The sequence below is a fragment of the Mesorhizobium sp. M4B.F.Ca.ET.089.01.1.1 genome, assembly GCF_004022605.1.
In the GTDB taxonomy this organism is placed as follows: Bacteria; Pseudomonadota; Alphaproteobacteria; order Rhizobiales; family Rhizobiaceae; genus Mesorhizobium; species Mesorhizobium abyssinicae.
This window is the reverse complement of sequence record NZ_RZOS01000170.1, coordinates 1-11,453: the sequence shown is the minus strand read 5'-3', so window position 1 is coordinate 11,453 and position 11,453 is coordinate 1. Positions and strand designations below refer to the sequence as shown.

The 11,453-nt window shown below is 65.0% G+C and carries 12 protein-coding genes; 6 read left to right on the top strand and 6 right to left on the bottom strand.

Annotated features, from left to right (window positions below):
* Positions 1-223 precede the first annotated feature (223 nt).
* Entirely contained in the window at positions 224-1,318 is a 1,095-nt protein-coding gene (locus EN780_RS17430) for a GH25 family lysozyme (protein WP_128274820.1), read from the bottom strand.
* Between the two features lie 243 nt (positions 1,319-1,561).
* Between EN780_RS17430 and EN780_RS17425 the strand changes: the two genes are divergently transcribed.
* Positions 1,562-2,473: a hypothetical protein gene (locus EN780_RS17425; protein WP_127391160.1), complete on the top strand. Its 912-nt coding sequence runs from the start codon at positions 1,562-1,564 to the stop codon at positions 2,471-2,473.
* A 27-nt stretch (positions 2,474-2,500) separates the two neighbouring features.
* Here the strand turns inward: EN780_RS17425 and EN780_RS17420 are convergent, their stop codons facing one another.
* The 4 genes from EN780_RS17420 to EN780_RS17405 form a co-directional block, all read right to left on the bottom strand.
* Positions 2,501-2,713, bottom strand: a complete 213-nt coding sequence (locus EN780_RS17420; RefSeq protein WP_127287011.1) for a hypothetical protein — start codon at positions 2,711-2,713, stop codon at positions 2,501-2,503.
* A gap of 273 nt (positions 2,714-2,986) precedes the next feature.
* A complete protein-coding gene (locus EN780_RS17415; protein ID WP_127422084.1) occupies positions 2,987-3,382 on the bottom strand; it encodes a GFA family protein in 396 nt (131 codons plus the stop codon).
* Between the two features lie 178 nt (positions 3,383-3,560).
* Positions 3,561-4,514 carry an alpha/beta hydrolase gene (locus tag EN780_RS17410; RefSeq protein ID WP_128274819.1) on the bottom strand — a complete coding sequence of 318 codons (954 nt, stop codon included), beginning with the start codon at positions 4,512-4,514 and terminating at the stop codon, positions 3,561-3,563.
* An 89-nt stretch (positions 4,515-4,603) separates the two neighbouring features.
* Complete coding sequence (locus EN780_RS17405) at positions 4,604-4,852, bottom strand: ParB N-terminal domain-containing protein (protein WP_126054808.1); 249 nt, start codon at positions 4,850-4,852, stop codon at positions 4,604-4,606.
* A 149-nt stretch (positions 4,853-5,001) separates the two neighbouring features.
* On the opposite strand from EN780_RS17405, the gene EN780_RS17400 reads away from it, so the two are divergent.
* Genes EN780_RS17400 through EN780_RS17380 form a run of 5 tightly spaced genes read left to right on the top strand, consistent with a single transcriptional unit; the run spans position 5,002 to position 10,480 of the window.
* Positions 5,002-6,642 carry a N,N-dimethylformamidase beta subunit family domain-containing protein gene (locus tag EN780_RS17400; RefSeq protein WP_128274818.1) on the top strand — a complete coding sequence of 547 codons (1,641 nt, stop codon included), beginning with the start codon at positions 5,002-5,004 and terminating at the stop codon, positions 6,640-6,642.
* A 1-nt stretch (position 6,643) separates the two neighbouring features.
* A complete protein-coding gene (locus tag EN780_RS17395; protein ID WP_127309555.1) occupies positions 6,644-8,026 on the top strand; it encodes an aspartate aminotransferase family protein in 1,383 nt (460 codons plus the stop codon).
* A gap of 14 nt (positions 8,027-8,040) precedes the next feature.
* Positions 8,041-8,970 carry a 3-keto-5-aminohexanoate cleavage protein gene (locus EN780_RS17390; protein ID WP_127286617.1) on the top strand — a complete coding sequence of 310 codons (930 nt, stop codon included), beginning with the start codon at positions 8,041-8,043 and terminating at the stop codon, positions 8,968-8,970.
* A 56-nt stretch (positions 8,971-9,026) separates the two neighbouring features.
* Positions 9,027-9,455 (top strand): GNAT family N-acetyltransferase, encoded by a 429-nt coding sequence (locus EN780_RS17385; protein ID WP_127286618.1) that lies wholly within the window; start codon positions 9,027-9,029, stop codon positions 9,453-9,455.
* A complete protein-coding gene (locus EN780_RS17380) occupies positions 9,452-10,480 on the top strand; it encodes a histone deacetylase family protein (protein ID WP_128274817.1) in 1,029 nt (342 codons plus the stop codon). Before EN780_RS17385 ends, EN780_RS17380 begins: the two co-directional genes overlap by 4 nt.
* 60 nt (positions 10,481-10,540) lie before the next feature.
* Here the strand turns inward: EN780_RS17380 and EN780_RS17375 are convergent.
* A partial coding sequence (locus EN780_RS17375; RefSeq protein WP_128274816.1) for a cysteine desulfurase-like protein occupies positions 10,541-11,453 on the bottom strand: 913 nt, incomplete at its 5' end.

Sequence of the window (11,453 nt, the reverse complement as noted above, 5' to 3'; positions counted from 1 at the left end):
CGAAGACGATTGCCAGAACCGGATTGCGCATCGACCCCTCCATGCCCATTCATGCTGGGCCGCGCGGTGTTGCGCGCGGCATGCATGATCACGCGGATGTTACCAGCCGGGCATTGCAGGACCACTAAGGAAAAAGGTGAGTGGATCCTTAGCAAATCACTGAAAATGCCGCCGGGGGATGGGACGACGGCGGCCTGCCGGTATTCGCGCCAGCCGAGAACGCTCAGTCCGCGTCGGCGACGGTCGTCTGTCCGCCGGCCCATGCTCGCCAGGCGCGCTCGTCGCCATGGAAGACGTTGAGGTCGATGCGGCCCCTCACCCCGTGCGACAGGCCGGAGCCGGAATACTGCCAGAACACCCATTTGCGGCCGGGATAGACCTTTGACGGATGGCGCGCCACGGCGCGCAGCCAGAACGGATAATCGGGGAAGGCGCCGCGCAGGTTGTCGCGGTAGAAGTCGGGGCTGGTGTAGATGATCGGACGCTGGCCGTAATAGCGTTCAAGCTTGTCCATGAACACCTGCATCTTCTGCAGCACCGTGTCGCGCGACGGCCGCCGCTTGCAGGACGACTCGCCGTTCCATTCGACGTCGATCACCGGCGGCAGCGCGCCCTCGACCCGCGGCACATTGCGGATGAACCAGTCGGCCTGCTCGCCGGCGGTGCGGCACCAGTAGAAGAAATGATAGGCGCCGCGCTTCAGCCCGGCAGCGTCGGCGTTGCGCCAGTTGGTCCTGAACATCGGGTCGAGATGATCGCCGCCGTCGGTCGCCTTGATGTAGGCGAAGTTGGCGCCCTGGGCGCGCAGCTTTTCCCAGTTGACGTTGCCCTGCCAGCGCGAAACGTCGACGCCGTGCACGGCAAGGTGCCGGGGCGAGGCGCGGCCGAAATTGATCGGCTTGGCATCGCGGAAGCCATAGCGGGTGACGGGACCGGCCAGCATCGCGGGCGCCGCCCGCGACAGGCGCTTCGGCGCTGCCATAAGGGCTGCCGGCTGGACCGGCGGCTCGACGTTGTCGGGCAGGTTCGGCGCGGGGAACGCGACCGTCTCTTCCTCGGCAAGACTGAACGGAGGCGCATTGTCGTCGGCCACCGGCTCCGGCGGCCGCATGCGCGCGTCGCCTGCCATCGATGTGGTCTCGACTGTTGTTTCCGTTTCGGCCGTGGCCTCGGCCGCCGCGACGGGCGCGCGCGGCCTGACGACGGAACTGGTGGTTTCGTTGGACGGCACCTGCAAGGCGTCCATGCCCGATGTGGACGAGCAGCCGGCAAGGCACAGCGATGCAAGCACAAAACTGACGACGCCTGAGAACCGCATCTGGACCTGTACACAAAACAAAACAGGCCGAGGGCGGATTGCCACCGGCAGATCCGATTCCTAACGAGAAATTACCAATAAAGTTTGAATCAACTTGTTAGGGATAAATGGCGGCTCGCCGGCGGCATCATCGGAATGTCCTCGGGGCAACGGTGTTTCCCACATCCTGCTTGACAAGCCTCGCCATGATATTATCCTCCACTAATCTTACATCGTAAGGTTAGGCTTTCGGGAGGAGAAGCCATGTCGTCCGCCCTGTCGGAACTGGAACCCGTCATAGTGCCGGTGCCGCATCCGCCGGCCATCGCGATCGAGGATGTGTCAGGCGATTTCAGCCGCGCCATCGAGCGCGCCGAGGTCAGTGCCTGGCTCGACCTCTACGCCGCGGCGCCGGCCGATTTCGCCGCGCAGCAAGGGCTTTCGATGGCGGCAGACGGCGACCTCGCCTGGACGACCTGCACGACGATCCCGTTCATCCATTTCAACTGCGTGAAGAATCTCGGCGTCGACAGCCCGGCTACCGAAAGCCAGCTCGACACGCTGCTGGCGCATTACCGCGCTGCCGGCATTTCGCGGCCCTGGTTCTACGTCAATCCGCACACCGAACCTTCCCGGCTCAGATGCTGGCTCGAAGCGCGCGGCCTGCAGCGCCAGGGCGGCTGGGAGCGTATCTATCGCGAAGCGGAGCCACTGCCATCCGAGCCGCTCTTCGCGGCCGACGGGGTTGCTGTCGAGCGCGTTACGAAATCAACGGCGGCGGAATGGGCCGGCTTCATCGACCGTCAGTATCGGCTGGCGACCTCACCCTGGCTGCTGGCGCTGGTCGGCCGCAAGGGCTGGCATCATTACATGCTGAAGCGGGACGGCGCGGTGGTGGCGGTGCGCTCGCTGTTCATCGGCGCCGACGGCGCGGCCTGGAGCGGCATCGACGCACCGGTGCCCGGCATCATGGCGCCGAGCTTCGATCTCGACGCGGTGCTTGGCGAAGCGCTGGTCCGCGACGGCCTGGCGGCCGGCGCGAAACTGTTCGTCGCCGACATCGAAGCGCCGCATGAGGAGCGCGACGGCCCTGCCTATCGCAACTATGCGCGCCTTGGCTTCAGGATCGCCTATTTCCGCAGCCATTACAGCTATTTGCCGGCTACTTCCAACTAAAGGATTCAGCTTGTTCTTGGAATTGCTTTAGACCCGCAGCCATTGCCGGAAACAGTTCTTGGCGACCATGTGGGCCGGCGGCACCATCGGCTGGCCGGCGCGCATGTCGTCAGCCGCGCCGCCGCGAGCCCTCTCGAGCAGGGTGCGAAGCTCGGCCGGCTGCACGCGGTCGCGCTCCATCACGAGCCGGACCATCGGGTCGTTCAAAAGCTCGTCCAGGGTGTTGATGCTCTCGCTCATCCGTCGCCTCCTCGAATGCCGGCCCGCGCACGATAGATAGGCAGCCAATGATGGCCCGCCAATGACGCTTTGCCGGCTATGTCGTGAATCGAAGATGAAATTTTTGTGCAGGCACTTCCCCTTCTCCCCCTGTGGGAGAAGGTGGATCGGCGCGCAGCGTCGAGACGGTTGAGGGGTGCTGGAAGGAATGAGACGTCGGCGTCTTCTGGAACACCCCTCATCCGACCGAGCTTCGCTCGGCCACCTTCTCCCACAAGGGGAGAAGGTAAAACTCTACCCGGGTGGCAGGCCCTCATATTGCGGCAGGCCGTCGTCCAACCGTACCCAGGGCTGCTTCGAGGCCGTCCAGAAATGCATGTCGGGCTTGAACAGGGAAGGATCGTCGAGCGAGCCCGAGGTGATGCCAAGAATGCCTCTGGAATCGCGCCTGGAAAACAGCGTCGCACCGCAGGCCGCGCAAAAGCCGCGCTTGAGGTCCGGCGAGGAGTTGACCGTCGCCACTTCGCCCTCGACGGTCACGTCGTCGATGCGAAACAGCAGCCGCGCGTTGAACGCCGCGCCGATCGCCTTCTGGCAGATCCGGCAATGGCAGACGCGTTCGTTGATCGGCGCCACCTCGGCGCGGTAGCGCACCGCTCCGCACAGGCAGCCGCCCTGATATTTCGTCATTGCCGGTATCCGTTCGCTCGGGAAGAATGCCGGAACCGTAGCCGGACGGGTCGCTGCGTCAATTGAAAAGCTTTTATGGAATGCCATCGTTTGCGATGATGCGACCGGCGCAGATGGCAGCGCGTGCAAAAGCATGCGGCCGCCTCCAGGGAGACGGCCGCGTGAGATTGCCGACCCGCTATTCCGTTGCGCCGAGCATCTCGTCCCAGCTCTTCACCTTGGTCACACCGTCGAGGAAGGGCAGTGCGGTGGCGGGCAGTTCCGGCGCGAAAAAGATGTCGTAGTGGGTGCGGTTGGGGATGATCGCCAGCCGGTTCTGCGACAGGTTCTCGCGCATCCAGCCGGCATCCTTCTGGCCGCCGCCGAGCATCTGGAAGAACTTGATCTCGTGCTCGGGCTTGTACATGTCGCTGTCGCCGTAGACGAGCATGACCGGCATCTTCAGCTTCGGCACATCGGCCGAGAAGTCGCGCTCGTTGCGCATGAAGGCGCCGAGCGTGTCGAGCAGCCTCGGGAAATCGTCCGGATGTGGCGCCACGGCGACGTAGGATTTGTACATCGGCGTATCCTTCATGAACGGGGCCGCGGCCGCGCTCACCTGCGCCTGCTGCGGGCGCATCTCGTCGTAGAAGCCGTTGGTGGCATATCCCGTCGACACCATCACCAGCCGGCGCACCGCCTCCGGGTGCTGGACAGCCATGCGGAAGGCGACGCCGCCGCCCAGCGAATAGCCCATGACGTCGACCTGGTCGTAGCCAAGCGCCTTGACGATCGCCGCCATGTCGTTGCCCATCGCTTCGACGCTGAACGGCCGCTCGCCAAGCGCGGTGCGGCCATGGCCCTGCAGATCCACGGCGATCACGGTGCGATGCGCGGCGAATTGCGGCAGGACCGGCGCGAACATGTCGGTGGACCCGAGGCCGCCATGCAGCAGCAGCAGCGGCTCGCCCTTGCCGTAGATGGCGTAGTAGTAATTCAGGCCGTCGATCGGCAGCAGGCCGGATTTCTCCGGCTTCACAGCGGCTTTGGTGGCAGCGGTCATGGCAGGCTTTGTCTCCTCGGATTGTGCATCTGGCGCGGCAATCAGCGCCACGGCCGAAGCGACCATGGCGAAAAACAGGGTCTTGGGCATTTGGTCTCCTCCAGTTGTGCCCCAAGGACGCGACGGCAGAGCGCAAGCCGACATGGCCGCGAGAAAATTTGCAGCGAAGCTGAAATTGGTTAGTGGCGCTTGGCCTGCACCAGATAGGCGTCGATCTCGGTCTCGCCGAGCCATTTGGCGGCTTCCAGCCGGTGCAGGCCTTCAACCAGAATGTGGCGCTTGCCGTCGTGGCGGACCTGGATCGGCATTTTCATGCCGTTTTCGAGAATGTCCTCGGCCAGATGGCGGACGGTTTCCGGGTGGAGCGTCTTGCGGCGCGCGGCGGGCACATAGATGTCGTCGACCTTGACCTTTTGCACGCGCAGCATGTCGGCTCCCGGCGCTGAAACTTCGCCCTGACTGAGATAGTCTGTTTGCCGGATATGGCCAAGGGCAAGCGGATGCTGGCCCGATCGTTTCCATTTGACGCTTGGCCGGCCAATGGTCTCAATGGCGGCCTGTTGGTTTCAGGTGTTCATTGACGCGACTGCCGACCGAATTCCCCGATTTCGGGCTGACGCCCGAGCAGCGCCGCGAGGCGGTGCGCGGCCATTACTACGAATGGCCCGGCAGGGACGGCGCGCGCGGCGAGATCTGGTGCTACAGCGACCGTTTTTCGTACCGCCCCGGCGAAACGGTGGCGTTGCATGTCAGCGCGACGGCGCCGCAATTCGGCATCACGATTGTTCGCGACGGCGGCGCCGAAATAAGGGTGTTCGAAAAAACCGGCATCGCGGCGCGCTGGCAGGAGACGCCCGTCCAATGTTCGGTCGAAGGCTGCGGCTGGGACACTTCCTTCGAGTTCCGCATCGGCGATGCCTGGCCGTCCGGCGCCTACCGCGTCACGCTCACGGCCGAGGGCCGTGACGGCACGCCGATCCAGAGCCATCACCTCTTCATCGTCACGCCCCTGCCCGGCAAGAAACCCGGCCGCTTGCTGCAGGTCGCGGCGACGGGAACCTGGCTCGCCTACAACACCTGGGGCGGCTCCAACCACTATCAGGGCATCACCGGCCCGAACCGGGACCAATACGCCACGATGGTGTCGACGCAGCGTCCCTGGTGCCGCGGCTTCGTCGTGTTGCCGAAGGAGGCCCCGCGCGTACCGCTGGAGATCGCGGTGCCGCCGAAGACCGTGCCGCGATATCCGCACATGGAATGGGCCTTCGCCACCGGCCATTCGAAGAAATACGCCTCGTCCGGCTGGGCGAGCTATGACAGCCATTTCTTTCGCTTCGCCGAGCGCGCCGGCTACGCGATCGATCTCGCCAGCCAGCACGAATTGCATTTTTCGCCCAATATCCTCGACGGCTATGACTGCGTCGTCTTCGTCGGCCATGACGAATACTGGACCTGGGAGATGCGCGACGCGGTCGACGCCTATGTGGAGCGTGGCGGCCACGCGGCACGCTTTGCCGGCAACTTCATGTGGCAGACCAGGCTGGAAGACGAGGGGCGGCGGCAGGTCTGCTACAAATACCGGGCGCGCGCCGAGGACCCGGCGTATCGCGGCGGCGACGTGACCCGCGCAACCAACTCCTGGGAAGCGCCCGAGATCGGCCGGCCGGGTTCGGCAACCTTCGGCCTCAATGCGACCAGGGGCGTCTATGCCGGCTGGGGCGGCTGCGCGCCGCGCGGCGTGCGCGGCTTCCCGGTCTATCGCCCCGAACACTGGGCCTTCGCCGGCACCGGCATCTATTACGGAGACCTGCTCGGCGCCGACAGCCATGTCTACGGCTATGAGGTCGACGGGCTGGATTTCGAGATCCGCGGCGGCCTGCCCTACCCGACCGAGCAGAGCGGCGCGCCCGACGGCCTGCAGGTGCTGGCGGTCGGCATGGCGAGCCAGGTCGAGGAAAGCGCGGACATCCCGATCGAGGACCAGTTCCTCACCGACGAGGATGGTCGCTTCACCGCCGAGACGCTGTTCGGCGAAGCCAGCGACGCCAATCTCGACAAGGTCAAGCGCGGCAACGGCATGATCGTCAATTTCCCGCGCGGCAAGGGCGAAGTGTTCCATGCCGGAAGCTGCGAATGGGTCGCCGGCCTGCTAAGGCAGGACGCGATGGTCGAGCGCGTGACGAAAAATGTCCTCGACCGCTATCTCGGAAAGTCCTGACATGCCGAAACCGCAAGTCCAGAATGCAACTGACGCCGAAGCGCGGCCGCCGTCGCATCTGTTCTATCTGTCCAGCCTGCGCCGGCCGCTCGTCGAGCGTGCCGAGGGCATCTATTTCTGGACCAAGGACGGCCGCCGCTTCATCGACGGATCGAGTGGACCGATGGTCGCCAATATCGGCCATTCCAACCGCAATGTGCTCGACGCCATGAAGCGGCAGATGGACAAGACCACCTTCGCCTATCGGCTGCATTTCGAGAACGAGCCCGCGGAAGAGCTGGCGCGGGAGCTGGCCGGCAAGCTGCCCGCCGGCATGGACCGCATCTTCTTCGTCTCCGGCGGCTCGGAGGCAACGGAATCCTGCATCAAGCTTGCCCGGCAATGGGCGGTTGCCACCGGCCAGCCCAAGCGCTGGAAGGTGATCGGCCGCTTCCCTTCCTATCATGGCGGCACGCTCGGCTCGCTCGCGGTCACCGGCGACGATGCGCTGGCCGAGACTTTCCTTCCGATGATGCGGGCGATGCCGACCGTGCCGGCGCCGACGGCTTGGCGCGACCGCGACAACCTTTCGCTGGAACAGCGCGGCATCCGCTATGCCGACATGCTCGAAGAAAAGATCCAGGCCGAAGGCCCGGAGAGCGTGCTCGCCTTCATCATGGAACCGGTCGGCGGGGCGGCAACGGCCGCTCTTGTCGCGCCCGACAGCTACTATCCGCGCATCCGCGAAATCTGCGACCGCTACGGCATCCTTCTGATCCATGACGAGGTGATGAGCGGCGCCGGCCGAACCGGCAAATTCCTCGGCGGCGACCACTGGAACTGCAAGCCGGACCTGGTCGCGCTGTCGAAGGGGCTGGGCTCGGGCTACGCGCCGCTCGGCGCGCTGGCCGCACCGAAGCGGCTGGTCGAGCCGCTGCTTGCCGCCGGCGGCTTCCAGCATGGCCACACCTATGCCGGCAATCCGCTCGCCTGCGCCGCTGGGCTCGCAGTGCTCGGCGAGATGGGTCGTCTCGACCTTATCGCCAACGCCGCCGCCATGGGCGACGTGCTGATCGGCGAACTGAGGGCGTTGCAAAAGCGCTTTCCCTTCATCGCCGACGTGCGCGGCAAGGGTCTGCTGCTCGGCGCCGAAATGGTTGCCGATCCGGAGACGCTGACGCCGATCGCGCCGGGCAAGAAGGCGACGCAGCGCCTGCTCGACCTCGCTTATGAACGCGGCCTCATCATCTACGGCCGCAAGGTCAAGGGCGGCGTCGACGGCGACAATTTCATGGTCGCGCCACCAATGATCATCACGCGCGAGCAGATCGGCGAGATGATCGCCATCATCGGCGACTCGCTGGCAGCGCTCGCCGCCGAACTCGACCTGCCGGTCGAAAGCTGAAGGGGTAGAACAAGATGGCGACGAGAAAAGTCATCATCACCTGCGCCGTCACCGGCTCGGTGCATACGCCGTCCATGTCGCCCTATCTGCCGGTCACACCAGACCAGATCGCCACGGACGCCATTTCCGCCGCCGAAGCCGGCGCCTCGATCCTGCATCTGCACGCCCGCGATCCTAAGGACGGACGGCCGACCGCCGACCCGGAAGTGTTCATGCATTTCCTGCCGCGCATCAAGCAGGCGACCGATGCGGTGATCAACATCACCACCGGCGGCTCCTCATTGATGACCCTCGACCAGCGGCTCGCCGCACCGCTCCGGGCCGAGCCCGAAATGTGCTCGCTCAACATGGGCTCGATGAATTTCGCCCTGTTCCCGATGCTCGACAAGCCGCGGGAGTGGCAGCACGAATGGGAGCCGAAACTGCTCGAGGCTACCCGCGACACGATCTTCAAGAACACGTTCGCCGACATGGAGACGGTGCTGGAAAAGCTCGGTAAAGGCTGCGGCACGCGCTTCGAGTTCGAATGCTACGACGTCGGCCACCTCTATTCGCTGGCGCATTTGCGCGATCGCGGCCTGGCGTCCGGGCCGCTGTTCCTCCAATTCGTGCTCGGCATTTTGGGCGGCATTGGCGCCGATCCCGACAATCTCATCCACATGAAGCGCATCGCCGACAAACTGTTCGGCGACAGCTACCAATTCTCGGTTCTCGCCGCCGGCCGCCACCAGATGCCGCTGATCTCGATCGCCGCCGCCATGGGCGGCAATGTCCGCGTCGGGCTGGAGGACAGCCTCTACGATGGGCGGCAACTGGCGAAGTCGAATGCCGACCAGGTGCGGCGCATACGCTCGGTGCTGGATGGCCTGTCGCTGGACGTGGCGACGCCCGCGGAAGCGCGCGCAATGCTGGCGCTGAAGGGCGGCGACCGGGTGGCGTTTTGATACTCCGCCCCGGCACCGTCGACGACGTCGAGACCATCCACGCCGCGCTGCTGCGGATGAGCACCCACACCGGCGCGCATCAGGAGATGACCTCGACCGTCGAGGATCTTCGCCGCTATGGCTTCGGCGGCAAGCCCGCCTTCTCGTCCCTGATCGCCGAGGTCGATGGCGAGTTCGCTGGTCTCTGCCTGCACTTCCCGATCTTCTCGACCTGGATGGGACGTCCCGGCGTCTATGTGCAGGACCTCTATGTCGAGGACCGCTTTCGCGGCCGCCGGATCGGCGAAAAACTGTTGCGGCGCGTGGCGAAGGAATGCCGTGCTGCAGGCGGCGTCTATCTCAGGCTCTCCGTCGACACGGACAACGAAACCGCCAAGGCCTTCTATGAAAGGCTGGGCATTGGCTGGTCGAGCTACGAACAGACCCAGAAGATCGTCGGCGACGCCTTCTTCGCCTTTGCGGATGCACCAGAGGACAGCGCATGAAAACCTATTATGCCGAGGAACAGAAGCGCCACGATCCCAAGGCTTTTCTCTCCAGCGGCGCCCAGCAGCCCAATCCGGAAAAACCCGAGCGCATCGAGAGATTGCTGGCCGGCGCGAAAGCCGCCGGTTCGGCGATCGAACGGCCGCGGAACCATGGGCTGGGTCCGGTCGCGGCGGTGCACACGCCAGAATATCTCGACTTCCTCGAGCATATTTTCGAGCGCTGGCAGCGTATCGAAGGCGCCTCGGCGGAAGTGATCCCGAACATCCATCCGATCGCCCGTGGCGGTTCTTATCCTGCGTCCGCCGTTGGCCAGGCCGGCTACCACATGGCGGACACAGCCTGCCCGATCTCGGCCGAAACCTGGAACAGCTCGCTGTGGAGCGCCTGGAGCGCCGTTGAGGCGGCCGAAGCGGTGATGGCGGGCGCGTCTTCGGCCTACGCGCTCTGCCGTCCGCCCGGCCATCATGCCTTCGTCGATGTCGCCGGGGGATTTTGCTTCATCAACAATTCGGCGGTCGCGGCGCAGGTGCTGCGAAGGAGCGCGGCACGTGTGGCGATCCTCGATGTCGACCTGCATCACGGCAACGGCACGCAAGGTATCTTCTATGCAAGGCCGGACGTGCTCACGGTGTCGCTGCATGCCGATCCGGTGCGCTTCTATCCGTTCTTCTGGGGGTATGCGGATGAGCGCGGCGAAGGCGCCGGCCTCGGCTACAATCTCAACCTGCCGCTGCCGCGCAAATCCGGCGACGCTGCGTTTCTCGAGGCGCTGGCGACCGCCTTCCGACGCATCCGCGCCTTTGCGCCGGAGGCGCTTGTCGTGGCGCTCGGGCTCGATGCTTTCGAGGGCGACCCGTTTGGTGGCCTTTCCGTCACGACGCCCGGCTTCTCGCGCATCGGCGAGGCCATCGCCGGGCTCGGCCTGCCGACGGTGATCGTCCAGGAGGGCGGCTATCTGTGCGACGCGCTCAGCGACAACCTCACTGCTTTCCTGACCGGCCTTGGCGGCAAGCAGCGATGAGCAATTCCAGGAAAAGTGCGTAGCGGTTTTCCGTCCGGAATTGCGTGAAAGCAACGTGGCTCAGGCTCGCTGCTGCCTCAGCATGGCCACGACCCGCCGCACGCTTTCCAGCGTCTCGTCGATCTCGTCCGCCGTGTTGTAATGCGCGATGCCGATGCGCACGACGCCCTCGCCGGCCGGAATGCCGAGCTGGTGGACGATCTCCCAGGCATAGTTGTGGCCTGACCAGAGGAAGATGTTTTCGGCGTTCATCTGCCGCACGATCGTCTCCGGCGCGATGCCCTCGACGGTAAAGGACACGGTCGGCACGCGCTCGCCGATCCGCGCCGGATCGGTGATGCCGTGGATGGTCAGGCAGGCAATGCCAGACAGGCCGTCGATCAGCTTTTGCGCCAGCGTGTTCTCGTAGGCGATCGACACTTCGAACGCCCTGGCGATCCGCTGCCGCCGCGAGCCGCCCTCGCCCGCCGCCGCGCCGAGATCGGCGAAATAATCGACCGCCGCGCCGAGACCGGCCATCAGTTCGATCTGCGGCGTGCCGAGCTCGAAGCGTTCCGGCAGGCCGTTGGACGAGCAGCGGCATTTGTAGGGTTTCAGCGCATCAATGAGGTCGCGGCGCCCCCACAGGATGCCCATGTGCGGGCCGAAGAATTTGTAGGCCGAGCAGACGAGGAAATCGCAGCCGAGCGCCTGCACGTCGACCAGGCCATGCGGCGCGAACTGCACGGCATCGACATAGACCAGCGCGCCTGCCTGCTTGGCTACGGCCGTCAGCGCCTTCACCCGGTTGATCGAGCCGGTGAGGTTCGAGGCATAGTTCAGCGCCACGAGCCGCGTATTTTCCGAGAGCAGCGCACTCAACGCCGCTTCCTCGACCTGCCAGCTTTTCTCGTCGAACGGCAGGAAGCGCACGACGAGGCCAAGGTCCTCGGCAAGCTGCAGCCAGGGCGAGACATTGCCCTCATGATCCATG

What these genes read in the sequence shown, in the direction of transcription:
- EN780_RS17430 (WP_128274820.1), bottom strand. Translation starts at nt 1,318, where the DNA reads ATGCGGTTCTCAGGCGTCGTCAGTTTTGTGCTTGCATCGCTGTGCCTT.
- EN780_RS17395 (WP_127309555.1), top strand. Translation starts at nt 6,644, where the DNA reads ATGCCGAAACCGCAAGTCCAGAATGCAACTGACGCCGAAGCGCGGCCG.
- EN780_RS17415 (WP_127422084.1), bottom strand. Translation starts at nt 3,382, where the DNA reads ATGACGAAATATCAGGGCGGCTGCCTGTGCGGAGCGGTGCGCTACCGC.
- EN780_RS17420 (WP_127287011.1), bottom strand. Translation starts at nt 2,713, where the DNA reads ATGAGCGAGAGCATCAACACCCTGGACGAGCTTTTGAACGACCCGATG.
- EN780_RS17390 (WP_127286617.1), top strand. Translation starts at nt 8,041, where the DNA reads ATGGCGACGAGAAAAGTCATCATCACCTGCGCCGTCACCGGCTCGGTG.
- EN780_RS17405 (WP_126054808.1), bottom strand. Translation starts at nt 4,852, where the DNA reads ATGCTGCGCGTGCAAAAGGTCAAGGTCGACGACATCTATGTGCCCGCC.
- EN780_RS17385 (WP_127286618.1), top strand. Translation starts at nt 9,027, where the DNA reads ATGAGCACCCACACCGGCGCGCATCAGGAGATGACCTCGACCGTCGAG.
- EN780_RS17425 (WP_127391160.1), top strand. Translation starts at nt 1,562, where the DNA reads ATGTCGTCCGCCCTGTCGGAACTGGAACCCGTCATAGTGCCGGTGCCG.
- EN780_RS17380 (WP_128274817.1), top strand. Translation starts at nt 9,452, where the DNA reads ATGAAAACCTATTATGCCGAGGAACAGAAGCGCCACGATCCCAAGGCT.
- EN780_RS17410 (WP_128274819.1), bottom strand. Translation starts at nt 4,514, where the DNA reads ATGCCCAAGACCCTGTTTTTCGCCATGGTCGCTTCGGCCGTGGCGCTG.